The sequence below is a fragment of the Actinoplanes sp. NPDC026623 genome (assembly GCF_040638275.1).
Taxonomy (GTDB): Bacteria; Actinomycetota; Actinomycetes; order Mycobacteriales; family Micromonosporaceae; genus Actinoplanes.
On record NZ_JBEZXZ010000051.1, the window covers coordinates 19,007 to 36,520 of the forward strand.

The window sequence follows — 17,514 nt, forward strand, 5'->3', positions numbered from 1 at the left end:
GCGCGATCTAGCCCGATATGAACCTCTGCGACGTCCCGGTCTAACTCTCACCGACTTGAAGTCGAGGGCTGCAAGATCTACAACCGCGAGACGAAACCGGCTAGGCTGCCCGCACTCGATCATGGGGGTTCGGTGCACACACCATCACGTCACCGCCGTACGCGCACGGCGCTGACCGCTGCCATCGCCGGATCACTGCTTCTCGGTGCGTCGTCCCCGGCAGTAGCCGTCACGTCCACACCGGATCTCGCCCCACCGGTTATCAGCAACACCGGGATCACGGACGGCCAGCTCGCTCGTACCGTGTTCAGCTTCTATCCGACGGTGACCGACGACGTCGGCGTCGTGAGACTGGAAGCGCTTCTCAACGGCGACCCGACCGCTGGTACATGCGCGATCACGACCGTGACCCGGCCCTTCTGCCGGGTCTTCCTCAGCGGGCTGGCCAATGACATTGACGCGACCGTCACCGTACGGGCCTACGACGCCGCGGAAAATCACGCCGAGGCGACCACCCAGATCCACGTAGACAACGTGGCACCCGCCCTGGTCTTCACGCCACCGCCAGAGTCGTCGATGCGCAGCGGCTCCGTGACCATCACGCTGCATGACGTGCCGGCCGACGTCAAGGCAGTCCAGGTCGTCAGTGTCCCCGGCGACCTCTTGGCCAGACTCACTGGCGCGCCATGGGAATACACCTGGCAGGCAGCCGAGGGCGTCAGCAGCCCGTGCTTCACGATCTGGGACCTGGCCGGCAACTCCCGCCAGCTGTGTACCCACTACACCGTGGACGACACCGGCCCGACGGCCACCATCACGCCCGGCAACCGGGCGCTGGTGCGCGGCACGCGATTCACCACCACCGTCAAAGCATCGGATCCCTCCGGGATCGCACGGTCCTACCTCGCCGGCGCGGACGGCGCAGGCACGACGGGCTCCTACACGAACGCAACGCTCAAGGCAGGCAAGGACGGAACCCGCACCATCACCTGGGTACTGCTCGACACACTCGGCAACCAGACCACCGCGACCCGCACAGTGATCATCGACAACACCACCCCCACGCTGACGATCACCAAAGCGCCCAAGAACAAGGCGAAGCTGACCAAAAAAGCCACGCTCACCGCGACGGCAAGCGACCGCAACGGCATCGCCCGGGTACAGCTCCTCGTCAACGGCAAGGTGGCCGGCACCGACACCAAAGCCGGGTACTCGTTCACCCTGAACCCGAAGACGTACGGCAAGAAGTTCACCGTCCAGATGCGCGCCTACGACAAGGCCGGCAACGTCAAATACAGCACCAAGCGCACCTACCACCGCTAACGCCCCCACCGACACCACAGGCGCTCGTTACCTCTGCAGTCGGTCACGAGCAATGCTCGAACGTCATCGAGCCGCCGCAGCCGAGCCGGTTTGGCATCCATCGCAAAGCGCCGCGCCGCCTCGAGGATCGTACGGATGCGCGATTCGCTGAACATCGACCCGCTCCCGGACAGCCGGTGAACGTAGTCGATCACCTCCTGTGCATGTGACGTCAGCGAGTACTCCTCCGCGTTGTCGTCGTTGGCCGCCAGACCAGCCACTGCTCGGCCACCCACCGACGGCACAACTCTCGCGCCGCGCCGTCCGGGACGTTCTCACCCGCGACCGCAACTCGGCTAGGCAGATCGATACCTGAGCATGGAACCGCTCGGCGGGAATCACGTCCTGGTCGCGGCTGAAGGACGCAATGAAGATGGACAACACGACCGGCGCTCACTTCCTCTTGGCGAGCAGCGTCAACGTCGGCTTAGCGAACTTCCTGGGGCGCGCAAAAGTCGGCCGGCGCGTCGTGACGCGCCCCACGTCGATAAGCGGGACGGCAACGTGGTTAGGTGCCGCAACCCACGCACGTGCACCACGGGCCTTCGCTCCCGTCCGAGGGAGCCGCCGCGCTACCCAGCCATCCCCGGGTGAGGCGTCACATCTCCTCGATAGGTCCGCATTGAGGCGGCCTGGCCGTCAAGCAGGCCGCCTTGCCATCAGGACTGCGGCGGTCCGCGGTCCGACCCTTCGCCGGTGCCCGATACGACCTGTAACGCCGGGCCGCATCTCGATGCTGCGTCCGGTGGGGCGGGCCGGTCAATCGCTCACTCGAGTGTCTGCCCGGACGGTCGCGGCATGAGGCGTGCAGCGGAACGGCGACACGCCCAGATGCAGTTTCGGGCGCGGCTCTCGTACTAATGTACGAAGATCGTCGGGGTGGGGTGCGAAAATCAAGAGCGCAGGGGTGCTTCGATGCGCGAGCAGACCGTGGAGCTGGCTTGGGTGTTCCGGCCGTTTGAGGGTCGGCCGGCCAACGTCCAGGCACTGGCGGGTATACCGGTACACGCGGCGGGGCCGATGAAGATGGACGGGGCTGAAGTGGTGCTGCGGGACGGCTCCCGGGTGCAGGCGATGCGAGCGGGGCTGTCGGCCGAGTGAGGCACTTGGTTGTTCCAGCCAGGCCTCTCAAAAGGGGAGAGGCCGGCGAGTCGGCGGATCAGCTCCCGGTCAGGAACTGGGCGATTACGGCGCCCGCGATGAGGAACGGGCCGAACGGCAGCTGCGCTTTCCTGGAGCCACCGCGCAGGAGAAGGGCGAGAGCGAACGGCGGGGCGAGCAGGTAGGGCAACGCGGTTCCCAGCACTACCGCGGTCCAGCCGTTTACTCCGAGCGCGAAGCCCAGGATCGTTGCGAGCCGGACGTCGCCCAGACCGATCTGGCTCGGCAGCGCCAAGGCGGCCAACAGATAGAACGCACCTACGGCGAGGCCGGCCATCATGGCGGTAAGCAGCAACTGCGGCTGCGCGGAAAGCAGGGCCGCAGTGCCGACGCAGACGCAGACAATGGCTGCCAGGCCCATGACCAAGCGGACGGGTAGCCGCATGACGGCCAGATCGATGAGTGACAGCAGCACTCCCGCCTGGATGATGGCCAGCCAGCACGTCAAAATCAGGAGGTGTTCCCCGGTGAACGCAGCGGCTCGCCAGGTCAGGGCGCCGCTCATCGCGCCGGCCAGGAGGCTGGTGATCCACCATGGTTGCGGGCAGTTCCGGCACGCCGATCCTCCGCGCAGCCAGCCTCGCCGGCCCGGCGCGAACGCCTGCCCGCAGGAGAGGCACTCGGCTCGTGGCGATTCCAGCGGCGCGACGGACAGGCGGTAGGCGACACGGGGCCACCACGCCGCCGCGGCGGTGATTGCCGCGACCGCTCCGATCAGCAGACCGGCGTGACCGAGGCCGCCGTCCTGCACACCTAGAGACTCCATCTCATCGACTCAATGTCTCGCCGTCGGCTGGCTCCTCCTCCTTGGCCGGTTGCTCGCCGTCGGTGGACTCCTCGCTCGACTCGGACGTCTTGTGGTCCGGGTCTTGACCGTCAAACGGGTCTTGGCCGTCAAGAAGCGGGTCGAGGCGTGGTGCGATCTGCATGAGGACCCGGATCTGCGCGAGACGAACGCGTCCCGCTTCCGTGATGGCGTAGACGTTGTGACCATTGTCGCCCGGACCTGGCAGGATCATCTTGCGGCGGACCAGACGGTGCCGGGCACGGGTCATCTCGGACTCGCTGAGGTGCTGGCCACTCCAGGCGGCCATGTTGCGGTGCAGCTCGCTGTAGCGAAGAGGTTTGCCCTCCAGGCAGAACAGGGCTGCGGCGTCCCATAGGTTGCGGACCAGGCTCTCGATCCTGGCGAGGTCGTTGTACTCCATTCGTCTCCAGCCCGTTGCAGCCCCCGTGAGGCCCCGACGACACACGGTTGTCAAGCGAATTGTCGCTATCCATCAGCGCAAGACGTCCAACATCGATGAGTACTAGCCTTCTCGTCAAGGCCTTCTAGAGCGAGTCGGATTTCTTACCGTTGCATCCGACTATGTGCGGAATACCGGATCGTTCGGGCAATACGGTGCGTCATCTGTTCGGCTAAAGGCGCTGTGGGGATTTCTGTGTTTCATCAAGGTTTCTGGCACAGGTCGGCGACGCTGGCAGCGACGTCACGCCCGACGTCCGTCAGTGACAGCAGCGGCTCGCCTACCCCATCGAACTTCGAGCCCTCCGCCAATGCGGTAGGTACGCCCGCCCCGGCCAGTACCTGAATCGCGAGGTGCAGCGCGTCCTGCCCGCCAGGGGCCGACGGGGCAACTACCGGCTGCCGCCCGCGATGCAACAAATCAAGGACGTTCACCACGTACGGCGTCTTCCCCAGGTCCACAGCGTCGGGCAGCACGCTCTGCTCCGCTCGGCCGTCCATCGCTGACCGGCCTCCATCAATGGCGGAGATCGGTGGACGTCATTGCCGTTAGTGGAGTCTACGAGCCGCGCTTGACGGCGACCGCCCACAACCCACAACCAAATCCGGTGTAGGCACCAGGGCCCTCTACGCGGTTACCTAAGGCCACGCACAACTCGTTCGTGCGACGTGTACGCGCTACTTGTTCGTCCTAACTGTTCGTAGCGGGCAACGTTTTCGCTGCTGTAGGACAGACAGGTCGCGCCAGACCCGGGGGAGGTTGCAGGTGCAGACCTTGACGCGCAACACAAAGTTGGACGCCGCCGACGGCGGCGTGCTGTCGCGGGCACGTGGGCGGCGTGACAGTGGGGGCCGAGCGGCCGGTGTTCGCCAGCGTCGTCGGTGGCTTGCCGCGTTCGCGGCGGGACTTGCGTTGACGCTGGCGAACGCCGGCTGCGACGACTCGAAGCCCCGTGGCGGCGATTCATCGGCCCCGCCGCTGTCGGCCCCGCCGCAGAGCACTCGCAGTACGGCGGAAGAACAGGCACTCACCGCCTACAAGGGAATGTGGCAGGCGTACGCCCAGGCGGGCCTGACGGCAGATCCCGACGACCCGGACCTGGCTCGTTACGCGGCGGGCACGGCACTGGAAACGCTGCAGCGCGGCCTGACGGGCTATCACGACAAAAGCCAGGTCCTCAAGGGGGAACTGGTGACCAATCCGCAGGTATCAGGCGCTTCGCCTGACGCCGATCCCAAGTCGGTGGCCATCACCGACTGCCTAGATGCCACAAATTTTCTTGTGTACAAGAGCTCCGGCGAGCTGGCCAACGACACCCCTGGTGGGCGCCGATCCACGAGGGCAACCGTGACCAACGTCGGCGCCGAGGGCTGGAAAGTGACCAGTTTCGGAGTACAGGCGGTTAATACATGCTGAAGAAGATCAGGAACGCGGCAATCACTCTGTTGGCTGTCTCGTTCGTCGCCCTCCCATCCGCTGCTGCACTTGCCGACGACGGCGTCGGTGGGGTGGACTGCGAGCAGAACCCGAAGTCAGCCGAGTGCAATGTGGACGTCCACACTCCGGCGAATGGCCCCCACGGCGGCAACGGCGGCAACGGCGGCAACGGCGGTTCCGACGATGCATCGGACGGCGACTCCGACGACGGCTTGGACCCCGGCTGCCACTACGAGCAGGCGGACCCGCAGCCCGCACCGCCGGCGGACGCCGGTAAGGGCGCCTGGTACGTGCAGATCTGCCTCATCGGTGACGGCAAGGGCGGCCCGTCACAGTCGCCGCCGATGTGGATGCAGACCGCCCCGCAGGTCGATCCCGCGGCGTTGGCGCGTACTGCTCGAGCGAGGCTGCAACTGCCTGCGCCCGCGATCCGCACCAACCCGGATGCCTCGAAGGCCACCGTGTTGTCCTACGTCCCGGTGTGGCTGTGGGTCGACGGCTCGTCGTGGAGTTCGCGGTCGGCGACCGCGGCCGTGCCGGGCTTGTCGGTGACCGCGACCGCCACACCGACGAAGGTGCTCTGGCGGCCGGGTGACGGCAAACGGTCGATCATCTGTGGTCAGGGCACCGCGTGGACGACGGGCACCGATCCGAAGAAGGCGTCACCGACGTGCGGCCACACCTACGACCGGCCTGCCACGCGCACGCTGACCTCGACGATCACCTGGACGGTCATCTGGGCCGGAGGCGGGCAATCCGGCACGGTGCCGAACCTGACCACGACGTCGCAGACGACGGTGCACGTCGCCGAGGCCCCCGCGATCAACGGCGGTACCCAGTGAGCGCGATGTCCGTTTCCGCATTGCCCACCGCACCCGGCAGAGCCGGTGTCGTGACGGCCAACGGAGCGGCGCCGCCGGCGCGCGGGCCGGCGCTCCGGCGCCACGTCAGCCCGCTGCGCATCCTGCTCGCGGTAGTGCTGATCCTCAGCTTCGCACTGGCCGGTGCCGTTGTCGCCGACCGGATCGACACTCGCCTGCCGGTCATGGCCACCGTCCGCGCGATCGACGCGGGCCAGGTCATCACCGAGGCCGACCTTGCCGTGGTGCGGGTCGCCGCGGAGAGCACGGTGACCACCGTGCCCGAGACCGACCGTGGCAGCGTGGTGGGAAGGACTGCGGCGGTCCCGCTCGTCGCGGGGGCTCTGTTGTCCCCGGCACAACTCGGCGCGGCGGCGTGGCCACCGAAGGGCCAGTCGGTGGTGGCCGTAGGCGTCAAGCCGGGCCGGCTGCCGTCAGGGGTCACGCCTGGCAGTCATGTCCTGATCCTGATCGTGCCCACCGCGACGGCTGCGGGAACCGGAAGTACGCCGCCGGTGGTGCAGGCCGAGGCCACGGTGTGGTCGCTCGAAGAGGCGAAGGATCAGTCCGGCGACACCGCCGTGTCGCTGCTGATCGCCGCAGCGGACGGGCGGCGTCTGGCCTCCGTGGTCGGCGACGTGACGCTGGTCCAGCTCGGTGTGGGGCGGTGAGCGGGGCATGCTGATCGCCGTCGGTTCCGGCAAGGGCGCCCCGGGCGCCACGACCCTCGGGTTGGGCCTGGCCGCGTTGTGGCCGCGGCCTGATGCCGCGCTGGTGGAGTGTGATCCCGCCGGCGGTGACCTGTGGGCCCGCTTCGGTCACCACCCTGAACCTGGCCTGTCCGCGCTGGCGGCGGCAGCCACCTGGCAGGGCCCGATCCCGGGATTCTTCCGCCGGCGGCTGAGCGTGGGCGCCGACGTGGTGCTGGCGATCCCGGGCGACGGCGCCGCCGCGTCGGTGCTCACCCTGGCCGACCGCGGGCTCGAAGCGCTGCGGCAAGCCGCAGCCACAGCGACCGTGATCCTCGACGTCGGCCGGCTGGACCACCGCAGCCCGGCGGTGGCGCTGGCTGCTGCCGCCGATCATGTGCTGCTGCTGGCCGCACCCAGCCTGGCGCAGCAGACGCAGGTGGGTGCTCGGTTGCCGTGGCTGTCTCACGCCTTGTCCGGAAAGCTATGGCTGGTCGGCGTAGGCGACGGTGGACACGGCACCGCGGAGCTGTCCCGTGACCTGGGGCTGCCGGTCATCGGGACCGTGCCTTACAGCAGGTGGGGTGCCAGCGTGCTGTCCGGTCAGCTGCGCATTCCCAACTGGCAGCGCCTGAAGCTGGCACGAGCTGTGCGCTGCATCGCCGCGGCACTGTGCGCGCTCGAACCCGAACCCACAGAGCAAGTCGTATGGCGGGCGACGGGCCGCTCCGCAGTGCCGCCGGTCATCACCTCGCCGACATTCGCCGGTCGTCGACGGGAGGCGTCATGACCAACCTGACGTTTTGGAGGGACTCGCCGCATCAGGAGGTCATCGCCGCGCTGCGCGCCGAGGTCTCCCGGCGCCTGACCGGTACCGATATGTCGGCGGCCGAACGCGACGCGCAGGTCAGCCGGCTGGTGATGCGGGCGCTCGACCAGCACGCCCGCGACAGCCTCGCCGGAGGGCGAATGCCGCTGGATCCGCCGGACGAGAAGTATGTTGCCGCGCAGCTGCGCGAGTCGTTCTCCGCGTTGGGTCCGTTCGAGTCGCTGCTGCGCGACCCGCGGGTGACCAACGTGTTCGTCAACGGCCCGGTGGTGTGGGTGGTGCACGCCGATGGCAGCAAGCACCAGCTGCCGCCGCTGTTCACCTCCCGCCAGGAGATGATCGAACGGATACGTGACATCGCCGCCCGCTCCGGCGTGGATGAGCGGCGCTTCGACCGCGGCATGCCCCGGGTCAGTGTCCGCCTGCCCGACGGGTCGCGGATGTTCGCCACGCTGCTGGCCCGGGAGCCGTCGGTGTCGATCCGCCGGTACGCGCTGCTGCACACCTCGCTCGACGAGTTGGCCACCAAGCACCAGCTGATGGACCCGGTGGTACGGGATCTGATCACGGCGATGGTCCGCGCCCGCAAGAACATGATCATCTGTGGTGGTCCCTACACCGGCAAGACGACGTTCCTGCGGGCCGCGGCGAAGGCGATCGGGCCGGGCGAGCGGATCATCACGATCGAGGACACCGACGAGTTGGCCCTCGACCAGGACCCGGACCACCCGGACTGTGTCGCGTTGCAGGCCCGCGAGCCGAACATGGAGAACGAGGGCGGCGTGGATCTCGCCGAGCTGGTCCGATACGCGCTGCGGATGTCCCCGGACCGGGTGTTCCTCGGCGAGGCCCGTGGCGGGGAGGTCGTTCCGCTGCTGAACTGCATGTCGCAGGGCACCGACGGGTCGATGGCGACCATCCACACCTCGAGCAGCAGGCAAGCCTTCACGAAGTTGATGGTGTACGCCGCGCAGTCAGAGGAACGGCTGCCGTTCGACGCGACCGCCCCGCTGGTCGGAGTGGCGGTCGACTTCGTGGTCCACCTGGCCTGGGCGGCGAACAATCACCACCGGGTGGTGTCCAGCATCCGTGAGGTGCTGCACGCCGAGGGCTCCGAGGTGATCTCGAACGAGATCTGGCGGCCCGGCCGCGACGGTGCGGCCGTACCGGCCGCGCCGATCCGCGCAGAGACCGTCGACGAGCTGACGGCGGCCGGGTTCAACCCGGATCTGCTGCGGGGCTGGTGATCCGATGCGTGCACTGTTCGCGTTGCTGGGCGCCGGGGTCGCCCTGGCATTGCTGCTGCTGGTCTCCGGGCTGAGGGCAGGCCCCAGACGGCCCCGGGACCGGCGCGTCCGCGGGGAGAATCTGGGGATCTCGGCCGTGCGGCTGGCCGGTGTGCTCGCCGTCGCCGCCGTGGTGGGTGTGGCTACCCAATGGCCGGTCGCCGCGGTCCTTGCCGGGATCGCCGCCTACACGCTGCCGGCGGTCCTCGGCCCGGACCGCGCCCACAAACGCGACCTCGCCCGGGTGGAGGCGGTCGCCGCGTGGGCGGAGAACCTGTCCGGGACGCTGCGTTCGGCTGCCGGCCTGGAACAGACCATCGTCGAGACCGCCGCCGTCGCCCCGGCGGAGATCCGCAACGAGCTCGTCGCGTTGGGCGCCGCGCCACGCGCCGGGATCCGGTTGCCGCAGGCGCTTCGCAGGTTTGCCCGGGACATGGCGGACCCGACCGCGGACCTGGTCGCCAACGTGCTGTTGCAAGCCGCAGAGCACGAAGCCCGCGATATCTCCGGCAGCCTCTCCGGTGTCGGCCGCGCAGCGCGCCGGCAGGCGTCTGCACGGTTGCGGATCGCCACCGGCCGGGCCCGGACCCGCACCTCGGTACGGATCATCATCACCGTCGTGATGGGCAGCGCGGTCGGCCTAGCGATGTTCGCCAGTGACTTCCTCAGCCCGTACGACAGCGCGCTGGGGCAGCTGATCCTCGCCGTGCTCGGCGCCGGATTCGCCGGTTGCCTGACATGGATGATGCGCATCGGCCGAGTACCGGACATGCCACGCATCCTCACCGGCGAGGACGACCCGGCCGTAGCGGGCAGGTGACGCCGCGATGACCCAGCTGATCGTCATCGGTGCCCTGCTCGGCGCCGCCGTGGCCTGGATGATCACCAGCTTGGCGCCGCGGCGGCTGTCCGTGGCCGAGGCGCTCGACGCGGTACGGCGCCCGCCCGCACCGCCGTTGGCCGGCGTGCAACGCGCCCAACACGCTCTCGCGGCACCGCTGTACCAGCTGCGGCTGCCCCGGGCGCAAACCCTGCGTGACCTGGCAGTCCTGGAACGCGACCCGACCACGTTCCTGGTCACCCAGCTCGGGTTGGCGGCGCTGGGACTGTTCGCGCCCACCGCCACCGTGGCCGCGCTCAACCTCATGGGCGCGGGCATCGGCTGGGGTGTCCCGCTGGGACTCAGCGTGCTGCTGGCCGCCGGCGGCTATCTCGTCACCGAACTGTCGGTGCGCGAGGACGCCGAAGAACGGCGGCTGCTGATGCGCTACACCCTCGCCGCCCTGCTGGACGTCATCCCCACCTCTCTGGCCGCAGGCGCCGGGATCGAGCAGGCGATGACCAGCACCTCCCGCAACGCCTGCGGCTGGGCCGCCCAGCGCATCCGCGACGCCCTCGCCTGCGCCCGCGACAACCACCAGCCCATCGCCCAGGCGATGCAGGAACTGGGCGAACAGACCGGCGTCGTCGAGCTCGAACAGCTCGCCGGGAGCCTGCACCTGGCGGCCGGTGAAGGCAGCCGCATCCGCGAGGCCCTCATCCAGCGCGGCGAAAGCCTCTCCGACCGGCTCACCGCCGACCTCGAGGCCAAAGCCGAGTCCGCGACCGAACGCATGTCGGTGCCGCTGATGGCCTTGACCAGCCTCTTCCTACTCGCCCTCATCTACCCGGCCATGGCCGCGTTCCAATCCGGATCGTAGCCAGCCCCATCCATCTCAGGGAGGACCCGTTTCCATGGGCCGCACACTGCGGGCGCTGACCGCCCGTCTCACCGTCACCCTCCACCAGCGAGCCACCCAGCTGCGGGCCGAACCCGACCGCGGCAGCCACGCCGTCGAGTACGCCATCGGCATCGGTCTCGGCGCGGCCATCATCCTGGCTCTCTACGCCTCGTACAGGACCGGCGTCGCCGGGGTCGTCAGAAGCTGGGTCTTCCAATAGCCGCACGGCATCGACGGGAGGGGTCTACCTATGCGCCGCAGCCGTCAACCGGGCGCTGCCAGGACGCGGCTCGGTTCCTGGCAGCCCCGCTGGCACGACGACCGCGGATCCACCGCGGTCGAGTTCGCCATCGGCGCCCCGGTGATCGTCGGGCTGCTCCTGCTGGTCGTCCAGGCGTTCTTCTACGGCATGGGCAGCCTGGCGGCCCACGCCGCCGCGGATCACGCCGTGCAGACCGCCCGGATGGACGGCGGCAGCGCCGGCGCCGGCCAGAGCGACGCCACCGCACTGCTCGGCCAGCTCGGCGGCTGGTTCGTCGACAACCCGAACGTGACGGCGCAACGCGGCGCCCAAATCACCACGGTCACCATCCGCGGCACAGCGCGCGGCCTGCCCATCCCGATCACCGTCACCGTGCAGGCACCGACCGAACGGGTCACCAAACCATGACCACCACGCCCCTGACCACCCGCATCCCGCGAAGGCTGCGCCACGCCGCCGCCGAAGCCGCGCAGCGGCTACACGGTGACCGAGGCACCGTCACGGTGGAACTGGCCATCGGGATACCCATGCTGGTCCTGGTCGTCCTGCTCGTCGCCGCGACGTACGCGATGGGCCGCGCGAACCTGGACGTCAACGCCGCCGCCGCCGCGGGCGCCCGGGCCGGATCGCTGGCGCGCAACGCGCACGCGGCGACCAGCGTCGCCACCGACGCCGCCAGGGCCAACCTCGCCGGCCGCTGCGCCCGCCTGGCGATCGACGTCGCCACCGGCGGGTTCCGACGCGGCGGGCAGGTCCGGGTCACGGTCTCCTGCACGGTCACGACGCGGGGCCTCACCGGGATCGGGCTGCCCGGCAGCACCACGTTCACAGCCAGCGCGACCAGCCCCATCGACGTATATCGGTACATAGCTCTCGGAGCGGTCGGCGGCACACCGCCTTCGGAGGAGGCCGACCATGTCTGACCCCATGCCGTCGCCGGTCACGCCAGCCCAACGCCGGCGAAAGGTGCTGCTGCGCGACGATACCGGCGCGGTGACCATCCAGGTGCTGTACATCGCGGTGATCGGCCTGCTGTTCGCCGCCGCCCTCTACGGCGGCGCCACCGTCCTGGCTGCCCGGTCGCACGGCTACAGCCTCGCCCAGTCCGCCGCCCGCGCCGGCGCACAGCAGGTCGACCTCACGCACTACCGCAGCACCGGCCAGGTACGCCTGGACCCGGCCCGCGCCGCGCAGGCCGCCAAGCAGTACCTGCGTTCGGCGGGCGCCACCGGAACGGTCGACAAGGTCACCCTGGCCGAGATCACCGTGACCGCCACCAGTACGCAGGCCACCCCGGCGCTGCGCCCGTTCGGGTACACCGCCGTCACCGTGACCTCCACGGCCTCGGCTACCGCCACGGTCACCGAGCCCGGCTGACCCCGGTCAGACACACGACACATGGAGGGCAGCGATGCTGCTGATGCACCGGCTGGGCCGGTTCGCTGTCCGCGCCGGCAGCGGACTCGTCCTGCTCGCTGTGGTCGCCGGAATCCCCGCAGGCCTGACGGTCTTCATCGGCTGGCCGCTCCCCCACGACCTGCCGGCCAGCTGGAACGAGATCGCGGCGATCGTCACCGGCGGATTCCCCGATACCGCCGTGGTCGGCCTGCTCGCGGTCGCGCTGTGGCTGGTCTGGGCGGCGTTCGTCCACGCCCTCACCGTCGAGGTGGCCGCCACCCGCCGAGGACAGCCGGCCCGCCGGATCCGGCTGATCTCCCCGATGCAGGCCCTGGCCGCACTGCTCGTCGCCGGTCTGGCCGCCGGCCCTGCCACCGCCGCGTCCGTTGCCGTCACCACTCCTATACCAGCCGTCACGGGCCCAGCACCGGCTGTCGCCCCCTACGCCATAGGATCGGCAAGTCCTCAGACCGGCCAGGCGGTTACCGCCGTTGCCGCCTGGCCCTCCGACCCGAACAGCACCACCGCTACCAACCTCACGCCCCGCGCAGTGTCGACTGCGCCGGTAACGTCGGCGGCAGGCCCGAGCAGTCTCGGCGGCGTGCCAGCCGGCCAGCCTCGGTTCGCGCTGGCCGCGCGCACCGGCCCGTTGACCATCACCACCGCGGGCAGCCAATACACCGTGATCGTCCAACACGGCGACACCCTGTGGGACCTCGCGCAGGCGTGGCTCGCAGACGCGCACCGGTGGCCCGAGATCTACAAGCTCAACACCGACCGGTACGACGAACACGGCCGCATGCGCGGCGGCGACCACATCGAGCGGGCCTGGCGTCTGGTCCTCCCCGCCGACGCGACGCCGCCCGCCGATGCGAAGCCCCGCACCTTCATCGCCCCAGCCACGCCGCGGAAGCCGGCGAACCCGCCGGCGGACACCGCCCCGACCGCGCCGCCGGCCGCCACGTCGCCGACGCCGGCCCCGTCAGCGACCTCCGGATCGACTGCGGCGCGAGGTGGCAGTGGTGTCGTGGGCAACCAATCTGGACCTGCGAGACCGTCAACCACCGCCGCTGTGCCGTCGGCCAGCGCAGCGCCGTCGGCCAGCAGTACGGCCACCTCCCGCGAGCCCGCGAGCCCGGGGCCAGATGCCGAACCAGCGCGCTCGGGCCGGTCGTCACCGTCCGGCGTTTCCCTTACCGGGGACAGTTGGGTCGACCTCGGGCTGGCGCTCGCGATCGCCGCAGCCGCCACCACGGTGTGGCGGCTGCGGCGGCGCCGCTACACACCCCGGCCGGTCTCCCCGGAACTTCGCCTCGACGACCCCGACCTCATCGCGATGCCGCCGACGGTCAACGAAATCCGCCGCCGCCTGCATGCCGATGAAGAGCCGGACGACAGCGACAACGCGACCACCTCCACGTTCACCTTCACCGGCACCGACACGTCGCACGCTGCCTCCGCCGATGACGACCTCGGCGGCGCGGACGAATCCATCCGTGCGGCCACCGATGACATCGACGAGTCCCAGCAGGACGAGCCGGCCCTGGAAACCGGCGAAGTCAGCGCGACCCGGGCGCCGCAGCAGGTTCGCCCTGTGGTTCCGACACTGGACAGCCCGGCCACGGTTGCATGGCCGTCGTCCGGGCTCGGCTTGACCGGGCCCGGCGCCGAGGCCGCCGCTCGCGGTTTCCTGGCTGCCGCGCTCGCCGATACCGACCCCGGTGCGGCTCCCGGCCAGGTGGTGCTGCCCTCGACCGTGGCGGCGACGCTGCTCGGCGCTGCCGCGGTCACGCTGCCCACCACGCCACGCTTGATCGTCACCGACGACCTCGGCGACGCCCTCGCACTGCTCGAGCAGCAGATCCTGCACCGCAGCCGGCTGGTCTACGCCCACGAGGTCGACACGGTCGCCGCGATGCGCTCCGCCGACGCCTACGAGGAACCGACACCGCCGATGCTGGTGATCGCCGACGCCGGTAGCAGCCACGAACGAACCCGGATCAGCGCCCTACTCGCTCAAGGACAGAGGCTCGACATCCACAGCGTCCTCCTCGGCGACTGGCCGGACGGAAACACCATCACCGTCGACACCGACGGCACCACCAGCACAGGCGACCCCGGGCGACACGGCCGGCACCCCGCCGACATCGGCCGGCTCGCCGTGCTCACCCCCGCCGAGACCATCGCGGTCATCACCACCCTGGCCGAAGCACACACCGGCCTGCCTCAGCCGATCCCGCCGGCCGGACCCCGGCCCGACCCGCTGCACACGGACGCGGAGAACACGCCGACGGACACCGCCGAGCCGGTCCCGACTCTCGACGACACCGCCCGCGTTCTGCTCGCGCTGGCCGAGCTCGGCGACGCCACCGCCGCCGCGATCGCCGCCCACGTCGGCATCCCTTTCCCGACCGTCACCCCGAAACTCGTGGCCAGCGAGCACGCCGGTAACGCCAATACCAGCCGGACAGACACCGGCAAGATCCTGTGGGGGCTCACCGACGCCGGGCGAGTTGCCGCCGGCATCTCCACGATTCCCGACGAGCGGCAGGCCGCGACCAAACAGATGGAACCGGCCGAGACCGAAGCACCTGCTCACGGCCCCTTCGCCGACGTCGACACCGCGCTGCGCTGGCCTGACCCGGACACCCAGTTCACCAGCGAACCGCAACAGCAGCCCGCGACGGACGACACGGACGACACCGCCCAGCAGCGCGGGCACATCGAGGTCACCGTGCTCGGAGAGGCGGGCATCGTCGCGACCAACCCGGACCGGCGTCCCCGCAAGAAGGCCCTCGAACTGCTGGTCTACCTCGCGGTGCACGACGGCAGCGCCACCGCCGAAGCCATCCTCGACGACCTGCTACCCGACGCGCCGGCCAGCAAAGCCCCCGAACGGCTCTACACCTACGTCTCCGACCTGCGCTCGGTCATGCGCCGCATCGGCGGACCCGCCACCTACCTCACCCACCCCCACCGCCGGTACGTGCTCAACCCCGACGCCATCGACGTCGACCTGTGGCACATGCGCGCGGCCCTACGCGACGCCACCCAGGCCTCCGACAAGCTGCAGCGCCTGAGCGCGCTACGCCGCGCAGTCGACGCCTACCGAGGCCCGCTCGCAGACGGCACCGACTACGAATGGGCCGAACCGTACCGGGAGGCCATCCGACAACAGGCCCTCGACGCCCACCTCGCCCTAGCCGACGCCCTCACCGACGACCCGGCGGCACGCGCCCAGGTACTGGAGGCCGCCATAGGACACAGCCCGTACAGCGAACATCTGTATCAGGAAGCGATGCGGGCTCGCGCCCAGCTCGGTCACCTCGACGTAATCCGCGCCCTGCGCCGTTCCCTCGACCGGGCCTTGACCGAGATCGACACGGAAGCCAGCGACGACACCATCACCCTCGCCGAGCAGCTGATCGCCGACCTGCAAAACCCCGGCAGGCGCACCGAAGTCGGGCAGACCACCAGAACCGGCTGACAACACGCCGCCATGAATGCCTGTCGGTGTCACCTGACGTCGGTCCGTTTGGTCGCCCGAAACGAAAAAGGACCGTGTTTCCTGCTCGTGGTCCGGACGTCACAGCGTCCGGACCACGAGCACACCACCGGGACAGGCGTTTCTGGTTAGCGGATGAACCGCAGATCGAGGCGGGCACTCCGGATGCGAACTGCGGCGTGCCAAGGCTCGGCTGGTCGTCCGGGGCTCGACCGAAAGGATGCCGAACGGGCTTTGCGCGCCGTTTCGGCTCCGAAGTGGTGGCACTCCGCCGACGATGTCGGCCGTCGCACGAAGGCCTCGCCGCGAGGCGCTGATGTCCTCAGCCGTCCGAGTCGCTGTCCTCATCCTCGTCGTCGTCGAGCGGAGGGGCCAGGTAGAAGGTTCCACCGTGTCGCCAGATTCTGGCCGATTCCCCAGGGATCCACGATTTCGTCGCAGACGAACTCAAGACGGATGCGGCTGATTCTGTTCGCGAGAACGGAGAACGGGAGCCAGATGTCCGTCACATTCGGCGCCACCTCGCTGGCCGGCCCCACGCGAATGTTCGTGAGAACGAGCGCCATTTGTTGACCATGGAGATGCAGTTGATCAGGTCAGCATCGAGTCAGCCAGTAACTCTCTGTTGATGTCCGCCGAGACGGCCGACGACGGGTGGATGCACGCTCATACCGATGTGAGGGCATCTGATCATGGACAGATCATTGCTTTGTGTTCGGTGACCTGACAGCATTATTCGGTCGATGGCGCCGTGCGAGGGATCGGCATATCGTGAACCTCGACGATGTAGTTTTCGGTCTAGCCTCAAGAGTTGATGGGAGAAACAGTGGCGGCGTCCAGCGATGTACGAGCCCTGCAACAGTCGACGGATGCACTGGAACTCGCCCGCAGGTTCTTCGAACCTCAGCTTAGTCAACTCGGCCTCGGCAGAGACCAGATACAGCAGCATTCTCTGGACGAGCTCAAAATAATCCTACAGGCGATCGATAAAGCGATCGAGCATCCAGACTCGTTCGGAAAATTGCGAATAAGTATCAACGCGCAAGCTGGCGCCGTCATCGTTAAGCATGACTCGTCGGCTCACTTCGAGGTCGGCATTCTGCCCATCCTCCTCGAGCGACGGATGCAGGTCCTCGGCAGAATCAAGGCGCTGGAGGTCGAGCAGGATGTCACTAACCTGGAGGACGAGCTCGCTCGAAGCACCGATGACACCGAGAGGTCGCGCGTTATTGAGGAAGAGCTGGCGGAAAAGAGACGCGAAGAAGTCATCTTACAGCAGCGCTTGACCGATGAGGCTAAGCCGATCAAAGAAGGTCAAGAGGACCTGCTTTTTCAGGTCGAGCTGCAGGCTCGAAAGACAGCGATCCGCCAGAGTTGGTTCGCCCGTGAATCGATTGCCAGCCTCGTCGGCGGCTTTCTTCTACTAGCCCTTGCCGCCACCATGATCGTCGCAATGTTCGCCGGCACCGCAGTCTCGGAGATTGTTTCAAACGCGTTCTTGGTGATATTGGGGTATTTCTTCGGGCAGGCCGTGCGAGAACGATCGGACCCTGTTTCGTCATCGAACTCGGCTAGAGAATGACTGTGCTTTGAGGCTTTCGTCAGATGGATGACGAGGGAAACTGACCGCTCACTGTTCTGCCGCAGACAACGCGCGTCCCGCCTCCTGCGCCCGTAACCGTGCGTGAGCGGTGCGCTGTCCGAGGACGGGCGTAGGTACGGATCGCGCAGGAGCATGTCGGCGGCCACAGCGACCA

Annotated in this window: 19 protein-coding genes; 15 read left to right on the forward strand and 4 right to left on the reverse strand. The window is 68.7% G+C overall.

Annotated elements, in window-relative coordinates; genetic code table 11:
- Positions 1-132: 132 nt before the first annotated feature.
- A complete protein-coding gene (locus AB0F10_RS17530; RefSeq protein ID WP_360625342.1) occupies positions 133-1,323 on the forward strand; it encodes an Ig-like domain-containing protein in 1,191 nt (396 codons plus the stop codon).
- On the opposite strand, the gene AB0F10_RS17535 is transcribed toward AB0F10_RS17530, so the two are convergent.
- Positions 1,320-1,583, reverse strand: a complete 264-nt coding sequence (locus AB0F10_RS17535; RefSeq protein WP_360625345.1) for a DUF3375 family protein — start codon at positions 1,581-1,583, stop codon at positions 1,320-1,322. The two genes, AB0F10_RS17530 and AB0F10_RS17535, sit on opposite strands and share 4 nt — an antisense overlap.
- Before the next feature lie 694 nt (positions 1,584-2,277).
- Between AB0F10_RS17535 and AB0F10_RS17540 the strand changes: the two genes are divergently transcribed.
- Positions 2,278-2,463, forward strand: coding sequence for a hypothetical protein (locus AB0F10_RS17540; RefSeq protein ID WP_360625348.1), 186 nt, complete (start codon positions 2,278-2,280; stop codon positions 2,461-2,463).
- A gap of 58 nt (positions 2,464-2,521) precedes the next feature.
- Here the strand turns inward: AB0F10_RS17540 and AB0F10_RS17545 are convergent, their stop codons facing one another.
- The 3 genes from AB0F10_RS17545 to AB0F10_RS17555 form a co-directional block, all read right to left on the reverse strand.
- Positions 2,522-3,274 (reverse strand): A24 family peptidase, encoded by a 753-nt coding sequence (locus AB0F10_RS17545; protein ID WP_360625351.1) that lies wholly within the window; start codon positions 3,272-3,274, stop codon positions 2,522-2,524.
- A 16-nt stretch (positions 3,275-3,290) separates the two neighbouring features.
- Positions 3,291-3,731 (reverse strand): winged helix-turn-helix transcriptional regulator, encoded by a 441-nt coding sequence (locus AB0F10_RS17550; protein ID WP_360625354.1) that lies wholly within the window; start codon positions 3,729-3,731, stop codon positions 3,291-3,293.
- 242 nt (positions 3,732-3,973) lie between these two features.
- Positions 3,974-4,246 carry a hypothetical protein gene (locus tag AB0F10_RS17555; protein ID WP_360625357.1) on the reverse strand — a complete coding sequence of 91 codons (273 nt, stop codon included), beginning with the start codon at positions 4,244-4,246 and terminating at the stop codon, positions 3,974-3,976.
- A 289-nt stretch (positions 4,247-4,535) separates the two neighbouring features.
- Between AB0F10_RS17555 and AB0F10_RS17560 the strand changes: the two genes are divergently transcribed.
- The 13 genes from AB0F10_RS17560 (at position 4,536) to AB0F10_RS17620 (ending at position 17,339) form a co-directional block, all read left to right on the forward strand.
- Positions 4,536-5,186: a hypothetical protein gene (locus AB0F10_RS17560; protein WP_360625360.1), complete on the forward strand. Its 651-nt coding sequence runs from the start codon at positions 4,536-4,538 to the stop codon at positions 5,184-5,186.
- The gene (locus tag AB0F10_RS17565; protein WP_360625363.1) at positions 5,180-6,049 is read left to right on the forward strand and encodes a hypothetical protein; all 870 of its coding nucleotides are present in this window, start codon (positions 5,180-5,182) and stop codon (positions 6,047-6,049) included. Before AB0F10_RS17560 ends, AB0F10_RS17565 begins: the two co-directional genes overlap by 7 nt.
- A gap of 50 nt (positions 6,050-6,099) precedes the next feature.
- Positions 6,100-6,738 carry an SAF domain-containing protein gene (locus AB0F10_RS17570; protein WP_360625366.1) on the forward strand — a complete coding sequence of 213 codons (639 nt, stop codon included), beginning with the start codon at positions 6,100-6,102 and terminating at the stop codon, positions 6,736-6,738.
- Between the two features lie 7 nt (positions 6,739-6,745).
- On the forward strand, positions 6,746-7,546 hold the full coding sequence (locus AB0F10_RS17575; protein ID WP_360625369.1) for a hypothetical protein: 801 nt from the start codon (positions 6,746-6,748) through the stop codon (positions 7,544-7,546).
- On the forward strand, positions 7,543-8,832 hold the full coding sequence (locus AB0F10_RS17580; RefSeq protein ID WP_360625372.1) for an ATPase, T2SS/T4P/T4SS family: 1,290 nt from the start codon (positions 7,543-7,545) through the stop codon (positions 8,830-8,832). Before AB0F10_RS17575 ends, AB0F10_RS17580 begins: the two co-directional genes overlap by 4 nt.
- 4 nt (positions 8,833-8,836) lie before the next feature.
- On the forward strand, positions 8,837-9,691 hold the full coding sequence (locus AB0F10_RS17585; protein WP_360625375.1) for a type II secretion protein F: 855 nt from the start codon (positions 8,837-8,839) through the stop codon (positions 9,689-9,691).
- Positions 9,692-9,698: 7 nt separating this feature from the next.
- Positions 9,699-10,571, forward strand: a complete 873-nt coding sequence (locus tag AB0F10_RS17590) for a type II secretion system F family protein (protein ID WP_360625378.1) — start codon at positions 9,699-9,701, stop codon at positions 10,569-10,571.
- Positions 10,572-10,605: 34 nt separating this feature from the next.
- Positions 10,606-10,812: a hypothetical protein gene (locus tag AB0F10_RS17595; protein WP_360625381.1), complete on the forward strand. Its 207-nt coding sequence runs from the start codon at positions 10,606-10,608 to the stop codon at positions 10,810-10,812.
- 30 nt (positions 10,813-10,842) lie between these two features.
- Complete coding sequence (locus AB0F10_RS17600) at positions 10,843-11,262, forward strand: TadE/TadG family type IV pilus assembly protein (RefSeq protein WP_360625384.1); 420 nt, start codon at positions 10,843-10,845, stop codon at positions 11,260-11,262.
- Positions 11,259-11,777 (forward strand): hypothetical protein, encoded by a 519-nt coding sequence (locus AB0F10_RS17605; protein WP_360625387.1) that lies wholly within the window; start codon positions 11,259-11,261, stop codon positions 11,775-11,777. The genes AB0F10_RS17600 and AB0F10_RS17605 overlap by 4 nt, the downstream gene beginning before the upstream one ends.
- A complete protein-coding gene (locus AB0F10_RS17610; RefSeq protein ID WP_360625390.1) occupies positions 11,770-12,231 on the forward strand; it encodes a hypothetical protein in 462 nt (153 codons plus the stop codon). Before AB0F10_RS17605 ends, AB0F10_RS17610 begins: the two co-directional genes overlap by 8 nt.
- A gap of 34 nt (positions 12,232-12,265) precedes the next feature.
- Complete coding sequence (locus tag AB0F10_RS17615) at positions 12,266-15,739, forward strand: BTAD domain-containing putative transcriptional regulator (protein ID WP_360625393.1); 3,474 nt, start codon at positions 12,266-12,268, stop codon at positions 15,737-15,739.
- A gap of 844 nt (positions 15,740-16,583) precedes the next feature.
- The gene (locus AB0F10_RS17620; protein WP_360625396.1) at positions 16,584-17,339 is read left to right on the forward strand and encodes a hypothetical protein; all 756 of its coding nucleotides are present in this window, start codon (positions 16,584-16,586) and stop codon (positions 17,337-17,339) included.
- The last annotated feature ends 175 nt before the right edge of the window (positions 17,340-17,514 follow it).